Raw genomic sequence first — 26,537 nt, 5'->3', positions numbered from 1 at the left:
TGGTGCGCCCGGAGAGATTCGAACTCCCGACCGCCTGGTTCGTAGCCAGGTACTCTATCCAACTGAGCTACGGGCGCGCGGTACACAATCAATTTTGTTACTACATTTTACTGCATCTTCCAGCGGCGGATGCTGGAAGCCTGTCGAGTGGTGCGCCCGGAGAGATTCGAACTCCCGACCGCCTGGTTCGTAGCCAGGTACTCTATCCAACTGAGCTACGGGCGCCCTGCGACAGGAGCGGAATTATGCGGATGTCGGCGGCTGCCGTCAACGCTTTTGTGAAAATTTTCATTCAACTGAATGAAAAAGTGCTCAGCCACGGCATCCGGCGCCTTCATCCAGGCGAAGTGATCCGCACGCGTACCCAGTTCCTGCGCGGAAAGCACGCGCACGCGTGAGGCTACATTCGGCAGCTTCGCCAGCAGTGCCTGCATTGATCCGAGGGGCGCGAACCAGTCATCGGCCATCAGTACCGCCTGCGCGCTGCCATGGATGCGCGTCAACTGCGCATCGAGGTCTTCGTGCATGCCGACGGCGGCGTAATGGTTGTTCAGGCCCACGCGCGCCCAGTCGGCGATCAGCCCGCGTGCTTCGGTGCCGCCAAAGCCGAGGCGGCGACCGTGCAGTACCCCTTGCCGGCGCGCGATCCACGGCAGGAAGCGGTAGAACAGCGGCAACAGCCAGCCGCGCGGCGGCGGGAACACGCGCCAGAACGGCGTGCCGCTGGCCGCCAGCCACAGGCGCTGGAATCGATCCGCAGTGCGGCCGGCATGCAGGCAGGCCAGTTGCCCGCCCAGGCTGTGCCCGCCGATGATCCATGGCAGCGCGGCCTCTGCTTCGTCTTCGCGGCCCAGCACGGCCTGGCTGGCCGGCAGGTCCTGTTCGAGGATCTCGCGGTAGCCCCAGTCCGCCGTGCGCGAAGGGCGCAGGGAGCTGCTGCCGTTGCCGCGCCACTCATGCAGGTAGACAGCGATGCCGCGTGTGGCCAGGGCCTGCGCCAGCGGCACGTAGTGGCGTGCGGCCACGCCCAGTGCCGGCAGCCACAGCAGGCGGGCCAGTGGCCGTGGCGGCACGCAGGTGATGATTTCGTAACGGTGCCCATCGCCGCTGTCCACGGCGATCGTGCGCGGCGTATCGCTCATGCGTGCGGTGCCGCGCCGAAGTGGTCCAGCACGAGCACCTCGCTGCGCCCGGGCGCGTATCCCTGCTGCAGGCCGCGTGCCACGTAGTCGATGCCGGCTTCGCAGGCGTTGGCCAGGCTGAGCCCGTTGCACAGCTGTGCGGCGATGGCCGAGGCCAGCGTGCAGCCGGTGCCGTGTGCATCCAGCGGCAGCCGTGCGTGGATGAATTCCTCGCTGCTGACGCCGTCGAAGTAGCGGTCGATCACCCGGTTGCCTTCATGCAGGTGGCCCCCCTTCAGCAGGACGGCGCCGGCACCCATGTCCAGCAGGGCGGCGGCAGCCTGCTCGGCCTGGTCGGCGTTGCTGATGCTGCGGCCGACCAGCAGTTCGGCTTCGGGGGTGTTGGGCGTGATCAGCGTGGCCAGCGGTATCAGGCGTTTGCGCATGGCCTGCAGCGCGCTGTCTTCCAGCAGGCGCGCGCCGCTGGTGGCGACCATCACCGGATCGAGCACCACGTGTGCCGGGCGGCGTTGTTCAATCACGTCGGCGACGGTGTGGATCACCTCCGCATTGGCCAGCATGCCGAGCTTGACCGCGTGGATGTCGAAGTCATCGAAGCAGGCATCGAGCTGCGCGCGCAGGAAGGCGAGCGGCGGCACGTGCACGGCCGTCACGCCGCGGGTGTTCTGTGCAGTCAGCGCAGCGATGGCGGACAGGCCGTGTACGCGATGCGCGGCAAAGGCCTTCAGGTCGGCCTGGATGCCGGCGCCGCCGCCGGAGTCGGAACCGGCGATGGTGAGAGCGGAAGCGGGAGTGGTCGGGCTCATGCCTCGATTGTGCCGTGGTACCGCCTGTGAAAGTAGATCCACGCCATGCGTGGATGCCCCCGGTTCAATGCCGCCAGCGCGCCCACTGCTGGTAAAGCACATAGACGATACCGGTCAGCCCGGTCAGCAGGGCGGGGGCGAGCAGGGCGTCGTAGCGGAAATGCATGAACAACCACGCACCGAGAATGCCGCCGCCGAGGAAGCCGCTGATGATCAGCCCGCTCAGGGTCAGCCGGCGGACCTGCAGCGGCAGGCCGCGCAGCAGGTGGCCCAGGCCGATGCCGAGATCGGTGAACATGCCGCTCAGATGGGTGGTGCGCACCACCGCGCCGCTGAAGGTGGTGGCCATCGCGTTCTGCAGGCCGCACGCCATGGCAGCGGCCAGCGCACCCCAGATCTGCTGCTGTTCGAACAGCGGAATGGCCACCAGCAGCAGCGCCGATTCGATCGCCAGGGCCACGCCGTAGCGCCGGCCCAGCTGCAGCGTGTTGTCCTGGATCAGCAGGCCGCTGAGCATCGCGCCCAGCGAGAACGCGATCAGCAGGCCCCACAGATGGCCGACCGCGCGCCAGTCACCCTGGGCAATGGCCATGCCCAGCTGGCTGGTGCTGCCGGTCATGTGGCTCACCGCCTGGTGCTCGAAGCCCAGGAAGCCCACCACGTTGACCATGCCGGCCACGCTGGACAACGCCACCGCGCCGATCCAGACCCAGGTGGGCAGGCGTATTCCCATGCCGCCGCCTCAGGGCGACGGCACTTTGCCGCCGTTGAACTGCAGGTCGCTGAAGGTGCCGGTGGCCGGATCGAACACCGCACCCCAGAACTGCCGGCCGCCATCGCAGACGCGGATCGCTTCGCGGGCGGGGTTGCTGCCGGCGCCTTCAGGCAGGTGGAAAGCGTTGATGTAGATCAGCTGCTGGCCACCGCTTTCGATGCCCACGTACTGGCGGTCGAAATCCAGTACGCGCGGCACCTGGGCTTCCAGCAAGGACAGCTTGGCTTCCATCTGGTCCACCTGCTGCCGGCTGGGTGCCCAGTAGCCGCTCACCCGCCCGGCCTCGCGGCCGGGGCTGGTGCGCGAGCAGGTGTCCAGCACCTGCGCGGCGATGGCGGGGCGGGTCACCACCCACGATTGGCCGGTACGCTCGGCGGTCGGCACGCTGGCCGGGCCGCGCGTGGTGGTGCAGGCGGCCAGCGCGGCTGCGAGGGTGATCGCAGCCGTGGGCAGCAGCAGGCGGGTGCAACGGTTCACAACACCTCCGAAGCGTAATCGGCCAGGCGCGAACGTTCGCCGCGGCGCAGGGTGATGTGCGCACTATGCGGCCAGTTCTTGAAGCGGTCCACCGCGTAGGTCAGGCCCGAGGTGGTTTCGGTCAGGTACGGGGTGTCGATCTGCTCGACGTTGCCCAGGCAGACGATCTTGGTGCCGGGGCCGGCACGGGTGATCAACGTCTTCATCTGCTTCGGGGTGAGGTTCTGCGCTTCATCCAGGATCAGGTAGCGCGACAGGAAGGTGCGCCCGCGCATGAAGTTCATCGAGCGGATCTTGATGCGGCTGGCCAGCAGGTCGTTGGTGGCCTGGCGGCCCCAGGTGCCGCCTTCCTGGTTGTGGGTGAGCACTTCCAGGTTGTCGGTCAGCGCGCCCATCCACGGCGTCATCTTTTCTTCCTCGGTGCCGGGCAGGAAGCCGATGTCCTCGCCCACGCTGACCGTGGCGCGGGTCATGATGATCTCGCGGTAACGCTGCTGGTCCATCGTCTGCGCCAGGCCGGCGGCCAGCGCCAGCAGGGTCTTGCCGGTGCCGGCGGTGCCGAGCAGGGTGACGAAGTCGATCTCCGGGTCCATCAGTGCGTTGAGCGCGAAGTTCTGCTCGCGGTTGCGCGCGCTGATGCCCCACACGGCGTGGCTGCCGTGGCGGAAATCATCGACCAGCGACAGCACCACCTTGCCATCGCCGACCACGCGACTCACGCGCAGTTCGACCTCGTCTTCGCCGGGCAGGTAGACGTACTGGTTCGGGTACCACTCCTCGCCATCCTGCGCGAGGATCTCGTAATGCGTGCGGCCCTTGTCGCTCCAGCTGCGCAGGTCCTCGCCGTGGCGCTTCCAGAAGTCTTCCGGCAGCTCGGTGGCGCCGGTGTAGAGCAGGCTGAAATCGTCCAGCGCGCGGTCGTTCTCGTAGTCCTCGGACACGATGCCGGCGATGGCGGCCTTGATCCGCAGGTTGATATCCTTGGAAACGAACACCACCGGCAGGTCGGGGGTTTCTTCCTTCAGCGCCAGGATCGCGCCGAGGATGGCGTTGTCCGGGATGACCTTGCCGAAGCTCTTGCCCGCATCGAAATGGCTGGTCTGGAAGCGCAGCTTGCCGGCGCTCTGCTTGCCGCGCAGCTGCAGGCCGTTGGGGCGCTGCAGCGGAATGCCGTCGGCCAGGTTGTCCAGGCCCGATTCCTGCACCAGCTCATTGAGGAAGCGGCTCACCTGGCGGGCGTTGCGGCTCGCTTCGGAGGTGCCCTTCTTGCCGTTGTCCAGCTCCTCGATCACCTGCATGGGCAGGTAGACGTCATGTTCCTCGAACTTGAACAGCGCGGTGGGATCGTGCATCAGCACGTTGGTATCCAGCACGTAGATGCGCTTGCCTCGGGTCATCGTCATTTCCTGGTTACGGACAGGGAAAAACCACCACGGCCTGCTGCAGGGCAGGGTGGTGGCGGACACAGTGGGCGTTGGAACTCACTTGGATTGGGCGGCCTTCAGTTCGGCAAGCACGGCGTCGGCATGGCCGGCGACCTTGACCTTGCGCCAGGACTGCACGAGTTGGCTGTCGGGAGAAATCAGGAAGGTGCTGCGTTCGATGCCACGTACCTGCTTGCCGTACATGTTCTTCATCCTGATGACGTCGAAGGCGGTGCACAGCGCTTCGTCGGCATCGCTGACCAGCGGGAAGTTGAAGCCCTGCTTGGCGCAGAAGTTGTCGTGCGACTTCACCGAGTCGCGGGAGACGCCGAGCACGATCGCACCGGCCTTCTTGAATTCCGGCAGCAGCGCGTTGAAGTCGATGCCTTCGGTGGTGCAGCCCGGGGTGCTGTCCTTGGGGTAGAAGTACAGCACCAGCCACTGGCCTGCGTAATCGCCGAGGGTGGACTGGTCGCCGCCGGACAGTGCCAGCGGGAGGGAAAGGGTGGTGCTGTCCAGGGTATCGCCGTTGTTCATGAGGTCCTTCTGTCGAGCCTGGGTTGTTTCTACGACAATTGCATGAAACGCCACGCGCCCGTGAGAGGCGCGCGAAAATCCGCACGTCCGATCAGAATTTCATCGGGTCCATGATCGCGTCCAGGTTCAGGTGGTCGCAGAATTCGAGGAAATCGTCGCGCAGCGCGGCGATGTGCATGTTGGCCGGCACGCCGATGGTGACCTGCGCGCTGAACATTTCAGCACCGGTCTGCATGGCGCGGTAACGCGTGCTCTGCAGGCTCTCGATGGTGATGCCCTGGCGGTCGAAGAAATCGGCCAGCTGGAAAAGGATGCCCGGCTTGTCGGCGGCGATCACTTCGACGATGTACGGCAGCAGGTTGGACTGCGCCTGCTTGGCCTCGGTGCGGTACCAGACCAGCTTCAGGCCTTCCTCGCGCTCGAGCCGGGTCAGCATCGCTTCCAGCTTGGCCACCGAATCCCAGGAGCCGGTGGCCAGGGCGGTGACCGAGACATCGCGGCCGACCGTGGCCAGCCGAGCGTCCACCAGATTGCAGCCACTGTCGGCAATGCGGCGGGTGACGGACAGCAGGGGGGACTCCGGATGCGTCGTGTAGGCGTTGATCAGGAGGTGGTTTTCGCTCGGCGCGGGGCGCGGGGTGGTGTCGGTCAAGGCGATTCCGGGTAATGCATGGGTGAGTCTGAATGCCCGCCGGGGGCGGGAATCCACCGGTGTCCAGCATACTTGCCCGTGCTTTCGCGCCGCAAGTAACATTCAGGTGCCCCCGGCCTGTTGTGGCGGGCGCTTTCCTTCCCCAGCCAAGAGCAGCACGTCCTTGTCCCTTTCCGGCCTCATCACCGCGCTGGCGACCCCGTTCCGGGCCGACGGCTCCCTCGACCCCGACGGTTGGCAGCGCCTGCTGCACCTGCAGCTGGAGGGTGGCGTCCAGGGCGTCGTCGTTGCCGGCTCGACCGGCGAAGCAGCCACCCTGTCCGATGCGGAGTACGACCAGCTGCTGGCCAGCGCCGTCGAGCGCATCGCCGGCCGCGTCCCGGTCCTGGCCGGCACCGGCCTGTCCGGTACCGCCAAGACCATTGAACAGACCCGCCGCGCCGCCGCGCTCGGCGCCACCCACGCCCTGGTGGTGACCCCGCCGTACGTGCGGCCCACCCAGGCCGGCCTGATCGCGCATTACCGCGCCGTGGCCGACCAGGGCGGCCTGCCGGTGGTGCTGTACAACGTGCCCGGCCGCACCGGCTGCGACATGCTGCCGGAGACCGTGGCCGAGCTCGCCAGCCACCCGAACATCGTCGCCATCAAGGAAGCGGTGGGCGACATGGGGCGCGTGCAGGCCCTGCTGGCCCTGGCGGGTCCGGAGTTCGCCGTGCTCAGTGGCGATGACGCCACCGCCGCCCGCTCGATCCAGGCCGGCATGGCCGGGCTGATCTCGGTCGGTTCCAACGTGCTGCCCGGTGCCTACCGCCGCATGTGCGCGCTGGCTGCCGCCCACGAACATGACGCCACTGAATCCTGGGATGCGCGCCTGCAGCCGTTCCATGATTTCTGCGGTGTCGAACCCAACCCGATCCCGGTCAAGGCGCTGCTGCGCCGCATCGGCATCGGCCATGACCTGCGCCTGCCGCTGCTGCCGCTTTCGGCCGCACACCAGCCCGCGGCCGACCATCTCGCCGGCGACATCGCCGCCCTTGAAGCACTTTCCAGCCACTGACCTGTTGTCGTGGCCTGATCCAGGAGATCCACATGCGTCAATCCGTTTCCACTGTCCGCGTGCTGTCCTACGCCCTGCTTGCCATCGCCGTCGCTGCCGGCACCACCGGTTGCTTCAAGCGTGGCGCCAAGGGTGATTACGCCCTGGCGCCCGAAATGCGCCCGCTGGAAGTGCCGCCGGATCTGAACGTCCCGGCCGGTGCCGGTGGCAACCAGGTGCCGGCGCTGAGCTCGGCCACCAAGCCGGCCGCTCCGGCCGCCGCCGCCCCGGCCGCTGGCAACAGCGGTTTCACCATCCCGGGCAGCAAGGAAGAGGCCTTCGGCAAGGTCGGCACCGCGCTGCAAGGCGTGGAAGGCCTGACCATCGCCAGCCGCGCGCAGCTGCTGGGTTCGTATGACGTGGCCTATGAAGGCAGCAACTTCCTGGTCCGCGTGGTCGCCGTCGATGCCGGTGCCTACATCTCCGCGGTCGACCCGCGTGGCCTGCCGGCCACCGCCGAAGCCCCGGTGAAGCTGATTGCCGCACTGAAGGCGAAGCTGGCGCAGTAAGCGCGGTCGAGGTTCCGCCGGGCATGGCCCGGCGCTACCTTCCGCTCTGGTAGACGCCAACCTTGGTTGGCATCGACCCACAGAAAAGGGCGCCCAGGGCGCCCTTTTTTCGTTGCTGCAGGCGCTTCTCAGCGCTCCAGCAGCGGCAGCTTGTCCGGCTTGCCGTCCCACTCGCCGGCATCGGCGGGCGGATCCTTGCGCACGGTCAGCACCGGCCACTCCTTGGCGAGCTCGGCATTGAGGCCCACGAACACTTCCTGGCCGGCCGGGACATCGTCCTCCGGGAAGATCGCGTTGACCGGGCACTCCGGCTCACAGAGGGTGCAGTCGATGCACTCGTCCGGGTCGATCACCAGGAAGTTCGGGCCTTCGTGGAAGCAGTCCACGGGGCACACTTCCACGCAATCGGTGTGTTTGCACTTGATGCAGTTTTCGGTGACGACAAAGGGCATAAGGGGGGAGGCAGATCCGTCTTCAAGCGGACAATTCTAGAACAGGTTGAACGCGCGCGCTGCCGTTGGGTCAACCGGCACCGTGCGCAGTGGCGATTCTGGACAGGTGGCGAAGGTGTGCGGCCACCGCGCAGCGGCACTTTGCGGCACTGCACATTGCCAAGCCGGGGAAGCCCCCGGCAGACTCGTTGTCCATCGGTGGACAACGGGCGGTGAAGCGGTGCGGATCGCAGGGATGGGCAGGGCATGAGCGTGTATCTGGGCATCGACGCCGGCACGCAGAGCGTGAAGGTGATCGCCTACGACGCGGCGGCACGCACGGTGCTGGCGCAGCAGGCCCGGCCGCTGGAGCTGTCGGCGACAGCCGACGGCGGCCGCGAACAGAACGCCTCCGATTGGGTAAAGGCGCTGGTCGAGGCGATCCAGGCCCTGCCCGGGCCGGTGCGCGCGCAGGTGCGAGGGCTGGCGGTGTCCGGCCAGCAGCACGGCTTCGTGCCGTTGGGGCGCGACAACCGCGCGCTGGGCCCGGTCAAGCTCTGGTGCGACACCAGCACCAGCGCCGAATGCGAGGACATCACCGCCACCCTGGGCGGGGCGGCAGCGTGCATTGCCGAGGCGGGCAACGACCTGCGGGTGGGCTACACCGCATCCAAACTGCGCTGGACCCGCCAGCACCGGCCCGAGGTGGATGCGGCCCTGGACGGCATCGCCCTGCCGCACGACTACCTGAACCTGTGGCTGACCGGACAGCGCTTCATGGAGGCCGGTGACGCCTCCGGCACGGGCTGGCTGGATGTGCGCCGGCGCGACTGGTCCCCGGCGATGCTGGCGGCCACGGATGAGCGGCGTGACCTGGCGGCGCTGCTGCCGCCGCTGGTCGGCCCGGAGCAGGGCTTTACCCTGCTGCCGGCGGTCGCCGCACTGCTGGGGCTGCCGCCAGGCACCCGCGTGGCAGTCGGTGGCGGCGACAACATGATGGCGGCGATCGGCACTGGTGCGGTGCGCGAGGGGCGGCTGAGCATGAGCCTGGGCACCTCCGGCACGTTGTTCGCCTGGAGCGCCACGCCCTGCGTCGATGCGCAGGGGCGCTGGGCCGCGTTCTGCGCCTCCGACGGCGGCTGGCTGCCGTTGATCTGCACGATGAACTGCACGATCGCCACCGGCCAGGTCGCCGCGCTGCTGGGCCAGTCGCCCGCGCAGTGCGAAGACCTGCTGGCACAGAGCACGCCCGGTGCCGATGGGCTGGTGATGCTGCCGTACTTCAATGGCGAGCGCAGCCCCGACCTGCCGCTGGCGCGCGGCGCCCTGCATGGGCTGGACCTGCACAACCTGACCCCGGCCAACCTCTACCGCGCCGCGATGGAGGGCGCCAGCTACAGCCTGCGGCTGGGCCATGACGCGCTGGTCGAAGGTGGCCTGCATGGGCAACGCCTGGTGCTGACCGGCGGCGGCGCCAACAGCCCGGCGTGGCGCCAGCTGATCGCCGACCTGTTCCAGCTGCCGGTGGTCGTGCCGGTGCAGGCCGAAGGTGCAGCCTTCGGTGCCGCGCTGCAGGCGCTGTGGCTGTGCGAAGGGCAGGGCCGGGCGCTGGCCGATCTGGTCGATGAGCACCTGCAGTTCGACCCCGCCCTGGCCGCCCAGCCCGATCCCACGCGCGCCGCGGCCTACGAGGCCGGCTACCAGCGTTTCGTCCACCACCTGCAGGCGTTGACGCCGCTGTTCCAGCAGCGCCTGCCCTGATCCCGAAGAAGGAAGCATCGTCCATGGCAACCCCGTTCCATGTTGGTCAGCGTGAGTACTTCCCCGGCATCGGCCGCATCCCCTTCGAGGGTCGCGATTCCGACAACCCCCTGGCATTCAAGGTCTACGACGCACAGAAGCAGATCGGCGGGCGCAGCATGGCCGAGCACCTGCGCTTTGCCGTGGCCTACTGGCACAGTTTCTGCGGCGCCGGCCAGGACCCCTTCGGGCCGGGCACGCGGGCCTACCCGTGGGACCACGGCGATACCGCGCTGGCCCGCGCCGAAGCGCGCTGCGACGCGGCGTTCGAGTTCTTCACCAAGCTGGGCGTGCCGTACTGGTGCTTCCATGACGTGGACCTGGCGCCGGATGCGGACGACATCGGCGAGTACCGCGCCAACCTCGCGCACATGGTCGAGCTGGCCCGCGAGCGCCAGCAGCAGACCGGCATGCAGCTGCTGTGGGGCACCGCCAACCTGTTCTCGCACCCGCGCTACATGAATGGTGCAGCCACCAACCCGGACTTCGCCGTGGTCGCGCGCGCGGCCGTGCAGGTGCGTGCCGCGCTGGAAGCCACCGTGGCGCTGGGTGGCAGCAACTACGTGTTCTGGGGTGGCCGCGAAGGCTATGCCTGCCTGCTCAACACCGACATGAAGCGCGAACAGGCGCATCTGGCCCGGTTCCTTGCCGCGGCCCGCGACCATGGCCGCAGCATCGGCTTCCGGGGCACTTTCCTGATCGAGCCCAAGCCGATGGAGCCGATGCACCACCAGTACGACTTCGACAGCGCCACCGTGGTCGGTTTCCTGCGCGAGCACGGCCTGGACGGCGATTTCAAGCTGAACATCGAGGCCAACCACGCCACCCTGTCCGGGCATACCTTCGCCCACGACCTGCAGGTGGCTGCCGATGCCGGCCTGCTGGGCAGCATCGACGCCAACCGCGGCAACCCGCAGAACGGCTGGGACACCGACCAGTTCCCGACCGACCTGTACGACGCCGTCGGCGCCATGCTGGTGGTGCTGCGGCAGGGCGGGCTGGGCCATGGCGGCCTGAACTTCGATGCCAAGGTGCGCCGCGAGTCGAGCGACCCGCAGGACCTGTTCCTGGCCCATATCGGCGGCATGGATGCCTTCGCCCGCGGCCTGGAAGTGGCCCATGCGCTGCTGCAGGCCTCGCCGCTGGAGACGTGGCGGCGCGAGCGCTATGCCAGCTTCGACCACGGCCCGGGCCAGGCCTTCGCCGCCGGCCAGCTCAGCCTGGACGACCTCTGCGCACATGCCCAGCAGGCCGGCGAACCGCGCCAGCGTAGCGGCCGGCAGGAAGCCTATGAGAACCTGCTGAACCAGTACCTGCTGCGCTGAGCGGCAGGCCCACCCCTTTCGCGGAAGACCCAATGTCCACAGCGATTCCTGCAAACGCCGGCACGCGCGGCGAAAACACCGCCTTCATCGTCCTGATCAGCTGCGTGGCCACCCTGGGGGGCTTTCTGTTCGGCTTCGACAGCGGCGTGATCAACGGTACGGTCGACGGCCTGCGCCAGGCGTTCAATTCCAGCGAGGCCGCGCTCGGCTTCGAAGTGGCGTCGATGCTGCTGGGCTGCGCGATCGGTGCATTCGTGGCCGGGCGGCTGGGCGACCTGCTGGGCCGGCGCAGCGTGCTGATCATTTCGGCGGTGCTGTTCCTGCTGTCGGCGCTGGGCGCGGGCGCGGCGCACGCCTCGTGGCTGTTCGTGGCCGCGCGCATGGTCGGCGGCTTTGCGGTGGGCGCGGCCAGCGTGATGTCGCCGGCCTACATCGCCGAAGTGGCCTCGGCGCGCTACCGCGGCAAGCTGGCCACGGTGCAGCAGATGGCCATCATCAGCGGCCTGTTCGCGGCGTTCCTCAGCAATTTCCTGCTGGCGCGCGCCGCCGGTGCCTCCACCGAGGTGCTGTGGCTGGGGCAGGAGGCGTGGCGCTGGATGTTCTGGATGCAGGCGATTCCGTCGCTGCTGTTCCTGGTGCTGCTGCTGGCCATCCCGGAAAGCCCGCGCTTCCTGGTGGCCAAGGGGCGCCAGGCGCAGGCCGAGGCGGTGCTGGTGAAGCTGTACGGTGCGGACGAGGCGCGGACCAAGCGCAGCGAGATCGAGGGCAGCCTGGCCCAGGACCAGCACCGGCCGAGCTTCGCCGACCTGAAGGACAAGGCCACCGGCCGCCTGCGCAGCATCGTCTGGGTGGGTATCGGCCTGGCGGTGCTGCAGCAGCTGGTGGGCATCAACGTGGTGTTCTACTACGGCGCGGTGCTGTGGCAGGCGGTGGGCTTCTCGGAAAACGATGCGCTGCTGATCAACGTATTGTCCGGCGCGCTGAGCATCGGTGCCTGCCTGGTGACGGTGCTGCTGATCGACCGCATCGGCCGCAAGCCGCTGCTGTGGGTCGGCTCGGTGGGCATGGCCGTTGCGCTGGCGCTGATGGTGGTGGCCTTTGCCAGCGGCAGCCTGGTCGATGGCAGGCTGCAGCTGTCCGACGGCATGGGCAGGCTGGCGCTGGTGGCCGCCAACGTCTACGTGGTCTTCTTCAACATGTCGTGGGGCCCGGTGATGTGGGTGATGCTGGGCGAGATGTTCCCGAACCAGATCCGCGGCTCGGCGCTGGCGGTGGCCGGCGCGGCGCAGTGGACGTCGAACTTCGCCATCACCGTCACCTTCCCGATGCTGCTGGCCGGCATCGGCCTGGCCGGCGCCTACGGCATCTACACCGTGGCGGCCTTCCTCTCGATCTTCTTCGTGGTCCGCTACGTGCGCGAAACCAAGGGCAAGGAACTGGAGCAGATGGAAGGCTGACGGCGGGCCTGCGTTTCAGCGCCTCCTTTCTCCGTGGGGGAGGCGGCAGGCCAGCCGATCCAGGACACGCCGTAAACCCATCCATGGGGGCTCGATGGCGCCATCCATGGCGCCAACGGTCCTGGATCGGCTGGCCTGCCGCCTCTCGACACATTGCGGGTGGCGGACGCAGGTCTGCGCGTCGGAGTTGAATTGGCTGCGGAGGAGCGAGGCTGTTCGTGCCGCCGTCGCGGGAAACTGTCAGGAGGGGGCGGGCCACCCTGGCCTGGACCGTTGGCGCCATGGATGGCGCCATCGAGCACCATGGAAGGGCTTTTGCGTGTCCAGGCCAGGGTGGCCCGCCCCCTCAAGCGCAGGAACAGGGAGGCGCCACAGCGACCAAGCGCCCGCAGCCAGCAAACCCCGGAAAACAGAAAAGCCCGCACAAAGGCGGGCTTTTTCGGTTCCTGCTGCGGCGACTGGTGCTCCCTAGGGGACTCGAACCCCTGTTTTAGCCTTGAGAGGGCCACGTCCTAACCACTAGACGAAGGGAGCAGTGTGTCGCTGCCGGGGCAGGAGCGCTAGTATATGCACCTCGATGCCATTGGGCAATCCCGAAACTTCAACCGGAAGCGCCAACATCATTTCCTCTGCTCCATCACCGTTCAGCCTGCGCGTCATCCCGCGCGACCAGCACACGATCTCCCGCAAGGACATCAGCCCCAATGCTTTGCGCGTGCTGTACCGCCTGCGCGATGCCGGCTTCGGCGCCTACCTTGTCGGTGGCGCGGTGCGCGACCTGCTGGTCAATGGCCAACCCAAGGATTTCGACGTGGCCACCGACGCCACGCCCGAACAGGTCAAGCAACTGTTCCGCAACTGCCGCCTGATCGGCCGCCGTTTCCGCCTGGCCCACGTGGTCTTCGGCCGCGAGATCATCGAAGTCGCCACCTTCCGCGCCAACAGCGATGACGGCAGCGGCGACCGCGAAATGGAAAACGGCATGCTCGTGCGCGACAACGTGTACGGCACCATCGAAGACGATGCCGTCCGCCGCGACTTCACCTGCAACGCCCTGTACTACGCCATCGAGGATTTCTCGGTGCGTGATTACACCGGCGGCTTCGAGGACGTGCAGGCACGCCTGATGAAGCTCATCGGCGACCCGGTGCAGCGCTACCAGGAAGACCCCGTGCGCATGCTGCGTGCGGTGCGCCTGGCCGCCAAGCTCGGTTTCCAGATCGAAGAAGGCACCGCCGCACCGATCCCGCACCTGGCCAACCTGCTCAACGAGGCCGCCCCGGCGCGCCTGTTCGAGGAAGTGCTCAAGCTGTTCCTGTCCGGGCACGGCGTGGCCAGCTTCGAAGGCCTGGAACGCTACGGCCTGTTCGACGTGCTGTTCCCGGAAAGCGGCAAGGCACTGAAGTCCAACCGCACCGGCGCGCTGCGCCGCATGCTGGTGGAAGGCCTGGCCAATACCGATGCACGCGTGGCCAACGACGAGCCCGTCTCGCCGGCGTTCCTGTTCGCGCTGCTGCTGTGGCCGGCCTACTGCCGCGCCCAGGCCAGCCTGCTCAAGCAGGGCGTGGCCCCGGAAGAAGCGCAGCGTCGCGCCGCCGACCGGGTCACCGTGCAGCAGCTGAGCACCATCGCCCTGCCGCGGCGCTTCTCGCTGCCGATGCAGGAAATCTGGCTGCTGCAGGCGCGCTTCAGCTCGCGCCAGCGCAAGCGCGTGTTCCGCACGCTCACCCACCCGCGCTTCCGCGCCGCGTTCGACTTCCTGGCCCTGCGCCAGGTCGCCTCGGCCGAGCACGAAGCCGACGTGGCGTTCTGGCGCGAGGCACAGGCGCAGTCCGGGCATGAGCTGGAATCCTCGCTGGATGCCATGCACACCGACGGTGGCGACGAGGAGGGTGGGGCACCGCGCAAGCGTCGCCGCCGTCGTCGTCGCACCGGTGCTGCCGGCGGCGGCGCTGCCGAGTAAGCCATGACCCTTGCCTGGATCGGCCTGGGGGCCAACCTGGGTGACGCGGCCAGCACCGTCCGCGCGGCCATCGCCGCGCTGGATGGGCTGCCCGGCACGCGGCTGCGCCAGGCGTCGCGCCTGTACGCCACGCCGGCCTGGGGCAACGAAGACCAGCCGCCGTTCGTCAATGCGGTGGCTGCGGTCGAAACCACCCTGGCCGCCGGCGATCTGCTGCAGGCGATGCTGGCGCTGGAGCAGCAGTTCGGCCGCGTGCGCGATGCTGCCGTGCACTGGGGCCCGCGTGCGCTGGACCTGGACCTGCTGCTGTACGGCGCGCAGGTGCTGGACGAGCCCGGCCTGCAGGTGCCGCATCCGTACCTGCACGAGCGCGCCTTCGTGCTGGTGCCACTGGCCGAAATCGCGCCGCAACTGACAATTCCCGGCCATGGACGCGTGCAGGATGCAGTGGTGCGGGTCGATGCCTGCGGGATCGCGCCGATAGGGTGATAATGACCGGGTTATCTCCCCCGGTTATCAGCACATGAGCACCCACGCAGACAGCAAGCCCTGGACCGTTCCCGCCCTGGCCGAGGCCAAGCGCAATGGCCAGAAGCTGGTCATGTTGACCGCCTACGACGCTGGCTTCGCCCGCACTTTCGACGCCAATGGCGTGGACCTGATCCTGATCGGCGATTCGCTGGGCATGGTCGTGCAGGGCCATGATTCGACCCTGCCGGTGACGGTGGCCGACATGGTCTATCACACCCGTGCGGTGTCCCGCGTGCTGCAGCGTGCGCTGCTGGTGGCGGACCTGCCGTTCGGCGCCGACGCCACCCCGGAACGCGCGCTGGACGCTTCGCTGCAGCTGCTGCAGGCCGGTGCAGAAATGGTCAAGATCGAAGGTGCCGGCTTCAAGGTCGACATCGTGCGCTACCTGGTCGAGCGCGAGATTCCGGTCTGCTCGCACCTGGGCCTGACCCCGCAGTCGGTGCTGCGCCTGGGCGGCTTCAAGATCCAGGGCCGTGGCGATGCCGCGCGCCAGCTGGTGGAAGACGCCAAGGCCGTGGCCGCGGCGGGTGCAGCGCTGATCGTGCTCGAATGCATGCCGACCCCGGTGGCCGCGGAAGTGACCGCCGCCGTCGACGTGCCGACCATCGGTATCGGTGCCGGCCCGCACTGCGATGGCCAGGTGCTGGTGCTGCACGATTTCATCGGCCTGGACAGCGGCCACCGCCGTCCGAAGTTCGTCAAGGACTTCCTGGCCGAAGGCGGCTCGGTGGCCGGTGCCACCCGCGCCTACGCCGACGCCGTGCGCGACGGCAGCTTCCCCGACGAACAGCACGCCTACGCCCAATGATCCAGACCTTCAACGAGCTCGGCGCGCTGCGCGAGCAGATCGCGCAGTGGAAGCAGCAGGGCCTGCGCGTGGCACTGGTGCCGACCATGGGCAACCTGCACGGCGGCCACCATTCGCTGGTGAGCCTGGCGCGCCAGTATGCCGACAAGGTGGTGGCCAGCATCTTCGTCAACCCGACCCAGTTCGGGCCGAACGAGGATTTCAGCCGCTACCCGCGCACGCCCGAGGCCGACGTGGCCGGGCTGGAGCAGGTCGGCTGCGATGCCGTATGGCTGCCCAGCGTCGAGGCGATGTACCCGCTGGGCGTCGAAAAGACCACGCAGATGCACGCCCCGGGCGTGAGTGAAGTCTTGGAGGGCGCCAGCCGCCCGGGCCACTTCGATGGCGTCTGCACGGTGGTGGCGCGCCTGTTCCTGCAGGTGCAGCCGGACGTGGCCGTGTTCGGCCGCAAGGATTACCAGCAGCTGGCCGTGATCAAGCAGATGGTGGCCGAGCTGTCGTTCCCGATCCAGATCGTCGGTGCCGAGATCGTGCGTGACGACGATGGCCTGGCCAAGAGCTCGCGCAACCAGTACCTGGACGCCAGCCAACGCCCGCTGGCGACCACCCTCCACCGCACCCTGCTGGGCATGCGCGAAGGTTACGTGGCCGGGCAGGCGCGCGCGCAGATCGAGGCTGATGCCACAGCCGCGCTGCAGGCCGCCGGCTTCAAGGTCGACTACGCGGTGCTGCGTACCCCCGAGCTGGCCGAGCCGACCTTCGACGGCGGTGGCCGGGTGGCGCTGATCGCCGCCCGCTTGGGCAGCACCCGGTTGATCGACAATCTGGAATTCTGAGTTCCGCCCGCAGGAGCGCCGGGCCTGGCCCGGCGCTACCTGAACGGGTTGCCGGCCGTGATGCCCCGCGCTGCGCGGGTGCTAGAATCCCCGCTTTCCTTTGCGTTGTGCCGTGCCATGCATCTGTCCCTGCTGAAGACCAAGATCCACCGCGCCACCGTCACCCATTCCGAGCTGAACTACGAAGGCTCGATCGCCATCGACGACAACCTGCTGGCTGCCACGGGCATCCGCGAGTTCGAGCAGGTGCACATCTGGGACGTGACCAACGGTGCGCGCTTCTCGACCTACGCCATCCGTGCCGAAGCCGGCAGCGGCGTGGTGTCGCTCAACGGTGGCGCTGCACGCCACGTGCAGGTCGGTGACATCATCATCATCGCGGCGTTTGCCAGCATGACCGAGCAGGAAGCCGACAGCTTCAAGCCGAAGCTGGTGTACGTGGACGGCAACAACCAGATCACCCACACCAACGACACGATCCCGACCCAGGCCGCATGACAACGAACAACGGATTCGACTCGCTGCATTCCCACGCCCAGCGCCTGAAGGGCGCAAGCATCCCCAGCCTCCTCGCCGCCGAACCCGGCCGCGTGCAGGACCTGGCGCTGCGGGTCGGTCCGTTGTACGTCAACTTCGCCCGGCAGAAATACGATGCCGCGGCGCTGCAGGCGTTGCTGGCATTGGCCGCCGACCGTGATGTCGGCGGTGCCATCACCCGCCTGTTCCGTGGCGAGCAGGTCAACCTGACTGAAGGCCGCGCCGCACTGCACACCGCGCTGCGCGGCGATGTGGTCGATGCGCCGGTGGCGGCCGAGGCCTATGCCACCGCGCGCGAAATCCGCCAGCGCATGGGCGTGCTGGTCCGCGCGCTGGAAGACAGCGGCGTGACTGACGTGGTCAGCGTGGGCATCGGCGGTTCCGATCTGGGCCCGCGCCTGGTGGCCGACGCGCTGCGCCCGGTCAGTGGTGCACGCCTGCGCGTGCATTTCGTGTCGAACGTGGACGGCGCCGCCATGCAGCGCACGCTGGCCACGCTGGATCCGGCAAAGACCGCGGGCATCCTCATTTCCAAGACCTTTGGCACCCAGGAAACCCTGCTCAACGGGCAGATCCTGCACGACTGGCTGGGTGGCAGCGATCGCCTGTACGCGGTCAGTGCCAACCCCGAGCGTGCGGCCAAGGCCTTCGCCATCGCCGCCGATCGCGTGCTGCCGATGTGGGACTGGGTCGGGGGCCGCTATTCGCTGTGGTCGGCCGTTGGTTTCCCGATCGCGCTGGCCATCGGCTTCGAACGTTTCGAGCAGCTGCTGGACGGTGCCGCGCAGATGGACGCGCACGCGCTGGACGCGCCGCTGGAGCGCAACCTGCCGGTGCTGCACGGCCTGACCGACATCTGGAACCGCAACGTGCTGGGCCATGCCACGCACGCAGTGATGACCTACGACCAGCGCCTGGCGCTGCTGCCGGCCTACCTGCAGCAGCTGGTGATGGAAAGCCTGGGCAAGCGCGTGCAGCGCGATGGCCAGCCGGTCACCACCGACACCGTGCCGGTGTGGTGGGGCGGGGCGGGCACCGATGTGCAGCACAGCTTCTTCCAGGCGCTGCACCAGGGCACCAGCATCATCCCGGCTGATTTCATCGGCTGCGTGCACAACGATGATCCGTACACGGTCAACCACCAGGCGCTGCTGGCCAACCTGCTGGCGCAGACCGAGGCGCTGGCCAACGGCCAGGCCAGCGACGACCCGCACCGTGATTACCCGGGCGGCCGCCCGAGCACGCTGATCCTGCTGGATGCGTTGACCCCGCAGGCGCTGGGCGCGCTGATTGCCATGTACGAACACGCCGTGTACGTGCAGTCGGTCATCTGGAACATCAACGCCTTCGACCAGTTCGGCGTCGAGCTGGGCAAGCAGCTGGCCAGCGGCCTGCTGCCGGCACTGCAGGGCGAAGACGTGGCGATTGCCGATCCGATGACCCGCGAGATCCTGGCGCAGCTGAAGGGCTGATGCTCTGGTAGTGCCGGCCGCTGGCCGGCATCCAGGCGATGCTTCCTTTGTTCATGAGGTTGCCGGCCAGCGGCCGGCACTACCGATGCTCTGCGATTGCCGATCCGATGACCCGCGAGATCCTGGCGCAGCTGAAGGGCTGATGGACGGTCGCCGGGCATGGCCCGGCGCTACCCCGTCGTTCATGAGGTTGCCGGCCAGCGGCCGGCACTACCGTTGCACGGCGACGCCGCGTCAGCGGCTCGGGTCGCGTTCCGGGCTCGGCCGCTTGGCCAGCTTGCGCTGCAGCGAGCGCCGGTGCATGCCCAGCAGGCGCGCAGCGGCGGAGACATTGCCGCCGGTCTCGTGCATCGCCTGCTGGATGTGCTCCCACTGCAGGCGGCTGATCGGCGTCATCGCGTCGGGCACTTCCATTTCGCCGTCATCGGCCGGGCCGTCATCTTCCTCGCCCAGTGCGCGCAGGATCATCGGCACCGTGGCCGGCTTCGGCAGGTAATCATCCGCCCCCAGCTTGATCGCCTCCACCGCGGTGGCGATGCTGGCGTAGCCGGTCACCAGCAGGATCCGCATGTCCGCGCGCAGGGCGCGCAGCGGCTGGATCAGCGCCAGGCCCGAATCGCTGCCCAGTTTCAGATCGATCAGCGCGAACGCCGGCGGGTGCTGGCGGGCCAGCGCCAGCGCGCTGGCGGCATCCTGCGCCGTCTGCGTTTCCAGTCCCTTGCGGGCCAGGCTGCGCTGCAGGGTGCGCAGGTACAGTTCGTCGTCGTCGACCAGCAGGCCGAGGGTTGAGGCGCTCATGGGGTTTCCTCGCGTGGAGCCAGTGGCAGGCGGAAGCCGACGCGGCTGCCGGCCCCCTGGGCCGGGCGCATCCACATCTCGCCGTGCAGGCGTTCGATGGTGGCATGGGACAGGGCCAGGCCCACGCCCATGCCTTCACTCTTGCTGCTGCCGAACAGCTTGCCCGGCAGCACCGCGGCGCGCGCATTGAAGCCGTGGCCGTAGTCGCGCACTTCGCCGATCAGGTCCTCGCCGTCGATGCGCAGCTCCAGATCCACGCGTGGCCGGCCGGCCTGTTCGCCGGCGTCGGCAGCATTGTTCAGCAGCACCATCAGCAGGTGGCCCACACCGGGGTCGAGTGGCAGGCGCAGCGGCGCGTCGTCATTGCGGTGCAGGTCGATGGTCGGGCGCACCAGCCGCCACTGTTCCAGCACCTGCTGGGCGCTGGAGTGGCTGCGGCCGGGGCCATCGGTGGTGGCCGGCGCAGCCAGCGCCAGCACGCGCTCGCGGCATTGCACCAGCAGTTCGCGCAGGGTTTCCATGTCCTCGCGCACTTCCGGCTCCTCGCTGCGCTCGGCCACGTCATCGGCCAGCAGGGTCATGGTCGCCAGCGGGGTGTTCAGTTCGTGCGCCACCGAGGCGGCGTGCGTGGCCAGGGCGACGATGCCTTCATTGCGGGCAAACCGCTCGCGCAGCGCGGACAGTTCCAGTTCGCGCACGCGCAGGGCCATCGCCAGGCGGGTGGAGAAGGTCAGCACCACCGCCGCCGACAGCAGGAAGTTGGCCACCACGCCCCAGCGGTTGAGGTCCACCGTATGGAAGTAGCCGGTCGGCAGCGGCTGCCCGAACAGGCCGCTGGCGGCGTACCCGAGCAGGCAGGCGGTGGCCACGGCCAGCGCCCAGCGCAGGGGCAGGGCGAAGGCGGCCAGCGCGATCAGGATCAGGAACAGCGAGCCGAACGGGTTGGCGATGCCGCCGCTCCAGCCGACCATCCAGGTCAGGATGATCACATCGACCAGGATATGGCCGAAGGCGGTCAGGGGCGCGGTGTCATCCGGTTCCGGGCGCAGCTGCGTATACAGGTTGAACACGGCCAGCACGGCCACGCCCGCCCACAGCGGCAGCTGCGGCAGCGGCAGGCCCAGCACCCACGTGGCGACCAGGATCGTCGCGGCCTGGCCGGCCACGGCCAGCCAGCGCAGGCTGCAGAGGGTGCGTAGGAAGGGGGCGTCGGGACCGGTCATTCCCGACCATCGTATGCGTTCACCGGGCAACCTGCCTGCGACAATCGGCCGCAGACGTGCCGATGGCTGAATGGGAATCGCCCGGAATGCAGGGCCGGGCGGTAGAATGCGCCCATGCACGACGCCGTCACCCGCCCGACCCAACCCTCCGATGCCACCGCCTGGTCCCGTCGCCAGACCCATGCCGTCCAGATCGGCGGGGTCACCGTAGGTGGCGGCAAGCCCGTGGTGGTGCAGTCGATGACCAACACCGACACCTCCGACGTGGCCTCCAGCGTGAAGCAGGTGGCCGAGTTGTGGCGGGCCGGTTCGGAAATGGTGCGCCTGACCGTCAACACCGTGGAAGCAGCTGCGGCCATTCCGCGCATCGTCGACAAGCTGGCGATGATGGGCATCGACGTACCGCTGATCGGCGACTTCCACTACAACGGCCACCAGCTGCTGACGGCCGAGCCGGCCTGTGCCGAGGCGCTGGCCAAGTACCGTATCAACCCGGGCAACGTCGGCTTCGGCAAGAAGAAGGACCTGCAGTTCGCCCAGCTGATCGAGTTCGCCATCCGCTACAACAAGCCGGTGCGCATCGGCGCCAACTGGGGCTCGCTGGACCAGGCCCTGGCGGCGAAGCTGATGGACGAGAACAACCATCGCGAACAGCCCTGGGACGCCGGCCGCGTGCTGCGCGAGGCGCTGATCCGTTCGGCACTGGATTCGGCCGAACAGGCGGTGGAGATCGGCCTGCCGCGCGATCGCATCATCCTCTCGGCCAAGGTCAGCGGCGTGCAGGAACTGATCGCGGTCTACCGCGATCTGGCCCAACGTTCGGATTTCGCCCTGCACCTGGGCCTGACCGAAGCCGGCATCGGCAGCAAGGGCATCGTCGCCTCGGCGGCAGCGCTGAGCGTGCTGCTGCAGGAAGGCATCGGCGACACCATCCGCATTTCGCTGACCCCCGAGCCGGGCCAGTCGCGAACGCAGGAAGTGATTGTCGCCCAGGAACTGCTGCAGACCACCGGCCAGCGTGCGTTTACTCCGCTGGTCACCGCCTGCCCGGGCTGCGGCCGCACCACGTCCGAGTTCTTCCAGGAACTGGCCAAGGTCGTGCAGAACCACGTCCGCGAGAAGATGCCGGTCTGGAAGGTGCAGCACCCCGGTGCAGAGAACATGACCCTGGCGGTGATGGGCTGCATCGTCAACGGGCCGGGCGAGTCGCGCCACGCCAACATCGGCATTTCCCTGCCGGGTACCGGCGAAACGCCGGCCGCGCCGGTGTTTGTCGATGGCGAGAAGAAGGTGACCCTGCGCGGCGACAACATCGCCCAGGAATTCGTTGCCCTCATCGACGAATACGTCGAACAGAAGTATGTCCGGATCGCCGGGTAAGCCGGCGATCCTGGCCGCGCCGGAACCGGCGTCCGGCTTCCGACACTGGATGGGGCGCAACGCGTGGCGCCTGGTGCTGCTGTTTGCCGGTGTGCTGCTGCCGCTGGCCGGCTTCGTCGCCCTGGCCGACGAGGTGCACGAATTCGAGTCGTTCCATTTCGATGCCCCACTGCTGTGGCAGATGCACGGGCTGCATTCGCCGTGGCTGGACCGGTGCTTCGTGCTGCTGTCGAAACTGGGTTACGAGTGGTTCCTGATCCCGGCCGACGTGCTGATCGTCGGTACGCTGCTGTGGCGGCGGCGATGGCGCGAGGCGACCTTCGTGGCGGTGTGCTTCGTCGGCTCGGCGCTGCTGAACCTGGGCAGCAAGCAGTTCTTCCAGCGTGACCGCCCGAGCCTGTGGGAATCGATCGCGCCCGAATCAACGTTCAGCTTCCCCAGTGGCCATGCGATGGGCACCATGACCCTGGCCGCGACCCTGGTGCTGCTGGCCTGGAACACCCGCTGGCGCTGGCCGGTGCTGGTGCTGGCGCCGCTGTTCAGCCTGCTGGTCAGCCTTTCCCGGGTCTACCTGGGGGTGCATTACCCCTCCGATATCCTCGCCGGATGGTGTGCGGCGCTGGTTTGGGTGGTAGGGTGCTATCTGGTCATGTTCAGTCGCCGGCAACCCTGGCGACACCGCGGTTCGCCGCCAGCAGCGGCCAGCGAAGCGATCGCAACAGGGGAGTGACGTGGATGGCCCTCCGGGGACGTCCATGAAAGAGCAGGTTGTTTCGTTGTAACGGGTTCTGTGGGACAGGGGGCTACATCGATGTGCGAAGAATGTGATGCGCAAGGCAGAACGCCGTTTTTGCGCAGTCGTCGTGCTTGCGATGGTCGGATGCCCTGCCTAGCGTGGCCCGCAATGGCCGCATTCGAAGAGGTACGTGAATGACGATTCGAGTCTACCTGGTGGACGACCACGCGCTGGTCCGCACCGGTATGAAGATGATCCTGTCGGGTGAAGCCGACATCGAGGTGGTGGGCGAAGCCGAGACCGGCGAGGACGGCCTGCGCGAGATCCGCCAGCTGCTGCCGGACGTGGTGCTGTGCGACCTGCACCTGCCGGGCGTCAGTGGCATGGAAGTGACCGAGCGCATCGTGCGTGGACACCGTGCCACGCGCGTGGTGATCGTCTCCGTGCTGGAAGATGGCCCGCTGCCGAAGCGCCTGCTGGAAGCGGGCGCGGCCGGTTACATCGGCAAGGGCTGTGACGCGCAGGAGCTGCTGCGTGCGGTTCGTGACGTGGCCGCCGGCCGCCGTTACCTCGGCACCAGCATCGCGCAGAACCTTGCGCTGTCCACGGTGGAAGGCAATGCCTCGCCGTTCGACACGCTCTCGCCGCGCGAGCTGGAAGTGGCGCTGCTGCTGACCCAGGGCCTGCGCCAGGAAGACATCGCACGGCGGCTCAGCCTGAGTGCGAAGACGGTGAACACGCACAAGGCGCGGTTGTTCGAGAAGATGGGGATCAGCGACAACATCGCGTTGGCGCGCATGGCCAGCCAGTACGGGCTGGTGGATCCGGCGCGGCCGCTGTAACAGCGTCGGCCGGACACCTTGGGTCAGAGCCCTTTCCTGCGGAAAGGGATCTGACCCAGGACAGGTTGCAGGTGCTTCGGGGTCGGATCGCTTTCCCGGCGGGAAAGGGCTCTGACCCCTGATGACGCCGGAGCGCGGCTTGGGCTTAGTGGCCGCGGACGCGCTTGATGATCTTCGCGGCGTCGGCGGCGCTGGCGCGCACCTTGTCCCACTCGCCGTCGGCGATCCAGTTGCCCGGCACCATCCACGAACCACCGATGCAGACCACGTTCTTCTGTTCGAGGTATTCGGCGGCGGTGTTTTCGGTGATGCCACCGGTCGGGCACAGCTTCAGGTCGGCAACCGGACCGGCCAGGCCCTTGATCATCGCCAGGCCACCCACGGCCGTGGCCGGGAACAGCTTGCAGACACGGAAGCCGCGCGCGTAGAGCGACAGCAGCTCGGTCGGCGTAGCCGCACCCGGCACCACCGGCAGCGGCGCCGCCGCCAGCGCATCGGCCAGCACCGGCGGCGTACCCGGCGTCACCAGGAAATCCGCGCCCGCATCGATGGACTGCTGCATCTGCTCCACAGTCAGCACGGTGCCTGCACCCACCACCACATCGGGCAGCTCGCGCTTGAGCATCGCCAGCGCTTCCATCGCCACCGGCGTACGCAGCGTCAGCTCGATGGCCGGCAGCCCACCTTCCAGCAGCGCCGCACTCACCGCACGCGCCTGGTCCAGCGTATGAATCGTCACCACCGGCAGAATGCCCGCCGCACGCAGCAGTTCCGCCGCCTTCACCTGATGTTGCTCGATACCCATGCTTTTGCCCTTGCCTTTGCTCTTCTTGATTCAGTGGCCGCAGCGCAAATGACGCGCCGGGAATTGTCCAAGGGCAGTAGAGCGCCCTGGCCGGGACCGTGAGCGGCATGGATGCCGCGACCGAGCCCCCATGGATGGGTTTACGGCGTGTCCCGGCCAAGGCGCTCTACTGCCCAAGCCAGAAAGCCTGCCGCGGCGTTTCGCTTCAGGCGTCTTTTGCCTCATGCGGCGCCGCCGCTGCCGCGGCATCATGCCCCAGCTCATATTCCGAATCGTAATCCCACGGCCCGCCATCAGCCGCCGCCGGCCCGCACGAAATCGAAATCGCCCCCTGGTCCGCCGGACCCACCACGCGGCGATTGATCGCGAACAGGTTGCGGCCCAGATCGTGCGCCGCCGGTGCCGTGTTCGGCGCCAGCGAACGTGCCGCCCACTCGGCCGCATCCACCAGCACTTCCAGCGTGCCGGCTTCACCGTCCAGGCGGATCATGTCGCCCTCGCGCACCTTGGCCAGCGGGCCACCGCGCGCCGCTTCCGGCGTCACGTGGATCGCCGCCGGGATCTTGCCCGACGCACCGGACAGGCGACCATCGGTGACCAGGGCCACGCGCCGACCCTGGTTCTGCAGCAGGCCCAGCAGCGGCGCCAGCGAATGCAGTTCCGGCATGCCGTTCGCACGCGGGCCCTGGTAACGCACCACCGCCACGAAATGCTCGGGCAGCAGGCCACCGGCGTGCAGCTTGTTCAGGACCTGCGGCGCATCGACCACCACGGCCGGCGCTTCAATGGTGCGGTACTGCGGCTTCACCGCCGACAGCTTGATCAGCGACTTGCCCAGGTTGCCGCGCAGCAGGCGTAGGCCGCCCTGGCTTTCGAAGGGGTTGTCGACGCTGCGCACCACTTCTTCATCGGCGCTGCGTTCCAGGCCCGGCAGGTAGACCAGCTTGCCGTCGCGCAGCTGCGGTTCGCGCGCGTAGTCGGCCATGCCGCCACGGGCCACGCTGACCAGGTCACCGTGCATCAGGCCGGCCTTGATCAGCTCGCCGAACACGAACGCCGGGCCACCGGCAGCGGCGAAGCGGTTCACGTCGGCCTCGCCGTTCGGATAGACGCGGGCCAGCAGCGGAATCAGCTGCGACAGTTCGTCGAAATCGTCCCAGGTCAGCACGATGCCGGCGGCGCGGGCCACGGCAATCCAGTGGATGGTGTGGTTGGTCGAACCGCCGGTGGCCATCAGCGCGATGACCGCGTTGATGATCGCGCGCTCGTCGATGATGCGGCCCAGCGGGCGGAAATCATCGCCCAGTGCGGTGATGTCCAGCGCACGCTCGGTGGCTTCGCGGGTCAGCGCATCGCGCAGCGGCGTATCCGGGTTGACGAAGGAGGCGCCCGGCAGCTGCACGCCCATCGCTTCCAGCAGCACCTGGTTGGAATTGGCGGTGCCGTAGAAGGTGCAGGTGCCGACGCCATGGTACGAGGCGGACTCGGCTTCCAGCAGTTCCTCGCGGGTGGCTTCGCCGGCGGCGTAGCGCTCGCGCACTTCGGCCTTCTGCTTGTTGGGAATGCCCGGGGTCATCGGGCCGGCCGGCACGAACACCGCCGGCAGGTGGCCGAAGGCCAGTGCGCCGATCAGCAGGCCGGGCACGATCTTGTCGCACACACCGAGGTGGATGGTGGTGTCGAACATGTCGTGGCTGAGGCCGATGGCCGTGGCCTGCGCGATCACATCGCGCGAGAACAGCGACAGTTCCATGCCGCCGCGGCCCTGGGTCACGCCGTCGCACATCGCCGGCACTGCGCCGGCCACCTGTGCGGTTGCGCCGAGTTCGCGGGCGACCGCACGGATCTGCTCCGGGTAGGTCTCGAACGGCTGGTGCGCCGACAGCATGTCGTTGTAGGCAGTGATGATGCCCAGGTTCGGGGTCACGCCGCCGCGCAGCCGGCTCTTGTCGGTGGTGCCACAGGCGGCGAAGCCGTGGGCGAGGTTGCCGCAGCTCAGGCGGCTGCGGAACGGGCCATCGCGCAGGGCGGCGTCGATCGCGGCCAGGTAGGCGGCGCGCGAAGCCGCGCTGCGGGCGATGATGCGATCGGTGATGGCTTGCAGTTGCGGATGGAGGCTCATTGGCTACCAGCGTTCAAGGTGGCGAGAGGCTGGCGGCGGCGGGCGCCGCCGCC

The 26,537-nt window shown here is 68.1% G+C and carries 26 protein-coding genes and 3 tRNA genes; 14 read left to right on the top strand and 15 right to left on the bottom strand.

The features are described 5' to 3' along the window. The 9 genes from AC3WL7_RS13095 to AC3WL7_RS13055 all read right to left on the bottom strand — a co-directional run bounded on the left by AC3WL7_RS13095 (position 1) and on the right by AC3WL7_RS13055 (position 5,915). A tRNA-Arg gene (locus AC3WL7_RS13095) sits at positions 1 to 77 on the bottom strand. A gap of 71 nt (positions 78 to 148) precedes the next feature. Further along, positions 149 to 225: transfer RNA gene (locus AC3WL7_RS13090), tRNA-Arg, on the bottom strand. Continuing rightward, positions 216 to 1,142, bottom strand: a complete 927-nt coding sequence (locus AC3WL7_RS13085; protein ID WP_492750668.1) for an alpha/beta hydrolase family protein — start codon at positions 1,140 to 1,142, stop codon at positions 216 to 218. Before AC3WL7_RS13085 ends, AC3WL7_RS13090 begins: the two co-directional genes overlap by 10 nt. Next, positions 1,139 to 1,948: a bifunctional hydroxymethylpyrimidine kinase/phosphomethylpyrimidine kinase gene (gene thiD, locus AC3WL7_RS13080; RefSeq protein WP_492750666.1), complete on the bottom strand. Its 810-nt coding sequence runs from the start codon at positions 1,946 to 1,948 to the stop codon at positions 1,139 to 1,141. The genes AC3WL7_RS13085 and thiD overlap by 4 nt, the downstream gene beginning before the upstream one ends. A 64-nt stretch (positions 1,949 to 2,012) precedes the next feature. Further along, the gene (locus tag AC3WL7_RS13075; protein WP_079221476.1) at positions 2,013 to 2,681 is read right to left on the bottom strand and encodes a YoaK family protein; all 669 of its coding nucleotides are present in this window, start codon (positions 2,679 to 2,681) and stop codon (positions 2,013 to 2,015) included. Between the two features lie 9 nt (positions 2,682 to 2,690). Beyond that, positions 2,691 to 3,200, bottom strand: coding sequence for a hypothetical protein (locus AC3WL7_RS13070; protein WP_492750663.1), 510 nt, complete (start codon positions 3,198 to 3,200; stop codon positions 2,691 to 2,693). Next, the gene (locus AC3WL7_RS13065; RefSeq protein WP_108764766.1) at positions 3,197 to 4,597 is read right to left on the bottom strand and encodes a PhoH family protein; all 1,401 of its coding nucleotides are present in this window, start codon (positions 4,595 to 4,597) and stop codon (positions 3,197 to 3,199) included. Before AC3WL7_RS13065 ends, AC3WL7_RS13070 begins: the two co-directional genes overlap by 4 nt. A gap of 84 nt (positions 4,598 to 4,681) precedes the next feature. Beyond that, positions 4,682 to 5,161, bottom strand: coding sequence for a peroxiredoxin (locus AC3WL7_RS13060; protein WP_492750659.1), 480 nt, complete (start codon positions 5,159 to 5,161; stop codon positions 4,682 to 4,684). 91 nt (positions 5,162 to 5,252) lie between these two features. Then, positions 5,253 to 5,915 (bottom strand): glycine cleavage system transcriptional repressor, encoded by a 663-nt coding sequence (locus AC3WL7_RS13055; protein WP_492750657.1) that lies wholly within the window; start codon positions 5,913 to 5,915, stop codon positions 5,253 to 5,255. A gap of 61 nt (positions 5,916 to 5,976) precedes the next feature. On the opposite strand from AC3WL7_RS13055, the gene dapA reads away from it, so the two are divergent. Next, the gene (dapA, locus tag AC3WL7_RS13050) at positions 5,977 to 6,870 is read left to right on the top strand and encodes a 4-hydroxy-tetrahydrodipicolinate synthase (protein ID WP_492750655.1); all 894 of its coding nucleotides are present in this window, start codon (positions 5,977 to 5,979) and stop codon (positions 6,868 to 6,870) included. Positions 6,871 to 6,902: 32 nt separating this feature from the next. After that, the gene (locus AC3WL7_RS13045) at positions 6,903 to 7,418 is read left to right on the top strand and encodes a hypothetical protein (protein ID WP_492750653.1); all 516 of its coding nucleotides are present in this window, start codon (positions 6,903 to 6,905) and stop codon (positions 7,416 to 7,418) included. A 128-nt stretch (positions 7,419 to 7,546) separates the two neighbouring features. Here the strand turns inward: AC3WL7_RS13045 and fdxA are convergent, their stop codons facing one another. Then, positions 7,547 to 7,870 carry a ferredoxin FdxA gene (gene fdxA, locus AC3WL7_RS13040; RefSeq protein WP_079221482.1) on the bottom strand — a complete coding sequence of 108 codons (324 nt, stop codon included), beginning with the start codon at positions 7,868 to 7,870 and terminating at the stop codon, positions 7,547 to 7,549. A 246-nt stretch (positions 7,871 to 8,116) separates the two neighbouring features. Here fdxA and xylB point away from each other — a divergent pair, with 246 nt between their 5' ends. From xylB to AC3WL7_RS13025, 3 genes are read left to right on the top strand one after another with little or no spacing between them, the layout of a single operon-like run. Continuing rightward, positions 8,117 to 9,610 carry a xylulokinase gene (gene xylB, locus AC3WL7_RS13035; RefSeq protein ID WP_492750650.1) on the top strand — a complete coding sequence of 498 codons (1,494 nt, stop codon included), beginning with the start codon at positions 8,117 to 8,119 and terminating at the stop codon, positions 9,608 to 9,610. 23 nt (positions 9,611 to 9,633) lie between these two features. Next, positions 9,634 to 10,974, top strand: coding sequence for a xylose isomerase (gene xylA / locus AC3WL7_RS13030; RefSeq protein ID WP_492750648.1), 1,341 nt, complete (start codon positions 9,634 to 9,636; stop codon positions 10,972 to 10,974). A gap of 32 nt (positions 10,975 to 11,006) precedes the next feature. Next, entirely contained in the window at positions 11,007 to 12,431 is a 1,425-nt protein-coding gene (locus AC3WL7_RS13025; protein ID WP_079221484.1) for a sugar porter family MFS transporter, read from the top strand. Positions 12,432 to 12,890: 459 nt separating this feature from the next. On the opposite strand, the gene AC3WL7_RS13020 is transcribed toward AC3WL7_RS13025, so the two are convergent. Beyond that, positions 12,891 to 12,965 (bottom strand) — tRNA-Glu (locus AC3WL7_RS13020). Between the two features lie 49 nt (positions 12,966 to 13,014). Between AC3WL7_RS13020 and pcnB the strand changes: the two genes are divergently transcribed. From pcnB to pgi, 6 genes are all read left to right on the top strand, one after another. Further along, positions 13,015 to 14,394, top strand: coding sequence for a polynucleotide adenylyltransferase PcnB (gene pcnB, locus AC3WL7_RS13015; protein ID WP_108746467.1), 1,380 nt, complete (start codon positions 13,015 to 13,017; stop codon positions 14,392 to 14,394). Between the two features lie 3 nt (positions 14,395 to 14,397). After that, positions 14,398 to 14,883: a 2-amino-4-hydroxy-6-hydroxymethyldihydropteridine diphosphokinase gene (folK, locus tag AC3WL7_RS13010; RefSeq protein ID WP_492750646.1), complete on the top strand. Its 486-nt coding sequence runs from the start codon at positions 14,398 to 14,400 to the stop codon at positions 14,881 to 14,883. Positions 14,884 to 14,917: 34 nt separating this feature from the next. Continuing rightward, positions 14,918 to 15,733 (top strand): 3-methyl-2-oxobutanoate hydroxymethyltransferase, encoded by an 816-nt coding sequence (gene panB, locus AC3WL7_RS13005; protein ID WP_108759494.1) that lies wholly within the window; start codon positions 14,918 to 14,920, stop codon positions 15,731 to 15,733. Next, positions 15,730 to 16,569, top strand: a complete 840-nt coding sequence (gene panC / locus AC3WL7_RS13000) for a pantoate--beta-alanine ligase (protein ID WP_492750644.1) — start codon at positions 15,730 to 15,732, stop codon at positions 16,567 to 16,569. The genes panB and panC overlap by 4 nt, the downstream gene beginning before the upstream one ends. Positions 16,570 to 16,686: 117 nt before the next feature. After that, on the top strand, positions 16,687 to 17,067 hold the full coding sequence (gene panD, locus AC3WL7_RS12995; RefSeq protein ID WP_006432456.1) for an aspartate 1-decarboxylase: 381 nt from the start codon (positions 16,687 to 16,689) through the stop codon (positions 17,065 to 17,067). Then, a complete protein-coding gene (gene pgi / locus AC3WL7_RS12990) occupies positions 17,064 to 18,578 on the top strand; it encodes a glucose-6-phosphate isomerase (protein ID WP_108746470.1) in 1,515 nt (504 codons plus the stop codon). The genes panD and pgi overlap by 4 nt, the downstream gene beginning before the upstream one ends. Positions 18,579 to 18,812: 234 nt before the next feature. Here the strand turns inward: pgi and AC3WL7_RS12985 are convergent, their stop codons facing one another. Then, on the bottom strand, positions 18,813 to 19,376 hold the full coding sequence (locus tag AC3WL7_RS12985; protein ID WP_005409063.1) for a response regulator transcription factor: 564 nt from the start codon (positions 19,374 to 19,376) through the stop codon (positions 18,813 to 18,815). After that, complete coding sequence (locus tag AC3WL7_RS12980; protein WP_079221490.1) at positions 19,373 to 20,599, bottom strand: ATP-binding protein; 1,227 nt, start codon at positions 20,597 to 20,599, stop codon at positions 19,373 to 19,375. Before AC3WL7_RS12980 ends, AC3WL7_RS12985 begins: the two co-directional genes overlap by 4 nt. 114 nt (positions 20,600 to 20,713) lie before the next feature. On the opposite strand from AC3WL7_RS12980, the gene ispG reads away from it, so the two are divergent. From ispG to AC3WL7_RS12965, 3 genes are all read left to right on the top strand, one after another. Then, positions 20,714 to 21,979, top strand: a complete 1,266-nt coding sequence (gene ispG / locus AC3WL7_RS12975; protein WP_079221491.1) for a flavodoxin-dependent (E)-4-hydroxy-3-methylbut-2-enyl-diphosphate synthase — start codon at positions 20,714 to 20,716, stop codon at positions 21,977 to 21,979. Then, on the top strand, positions 21,960 to 22,709 hold the full coding sequence (locus tag AC3WL7_RS12970; RefSeq protein WP_492750631.1) for a phosphatase PAP2 family protein: 750 nt from the start codon (positions 21,960 to 21,962) through the stop codon (positions 22,707 to 22,709). The genes ispG and AC3WL7_RS12970 overlap by 20 nt, the downstream gene beginning before the upstream one ends. A gap of 200 nt (positions 22,710 to 22,909) precedes the next feature. Further along, a complete protein-coding gene (locus AC3WL7_RS12965; protein ID WP_079221493.1) occupies positions 22,910 to 23,557 on the top strand; it encodes a response regulator in 648 nt (215 codons plus the stop codon). A 145-nt stretch (positions 23,558 to 23,702) separates the two neighbouring features. Here the strand turns inward: AC3WL7_RS12965 and eda are convergent, their stop codons facing one another. Together eda and edd are read right to left on the bottom strand one after the other, a co-directional pair. Next, on the bottom strand, positions 23,703 to 24,362 hold the full coding sequence (gene eda / locus AC3WL7_RS12960; protein WP_108768516.1) for a bifunctional 4-hydroxy-2-oxoglutarate aldolase/2-dehydro-3-deoxy-phosphogluconate aldolase: 660 nt from the start codon (positions 24,360 to 24,362) through the stop codon (positions 23,703 to 23,705). Between the two features lie 205 nt (positions 24,363 to 24,567). Then, entirely contained in the window at positions 24,568 to 26,484 is a 1,917-nt protein-coding gene (edd, locus tag AC3WL7_RS12955; protein WP_079221495.1) for a phosphogluconate dehydratase, read from the bottom strand. Between the last annotated feature and the right edge of the window lie 53 nt (positions 26,485 to 26,537).

The sequence above is a fragment of the Stenotrophomonas sp. FW305-3-2-15-E-LB1 genome, assembly GCF_058787375.1.
Note: the sequence above shows the minus strand (reverse complement) of the source record. Positions and strands in the feature narration are given on the sequence as shown.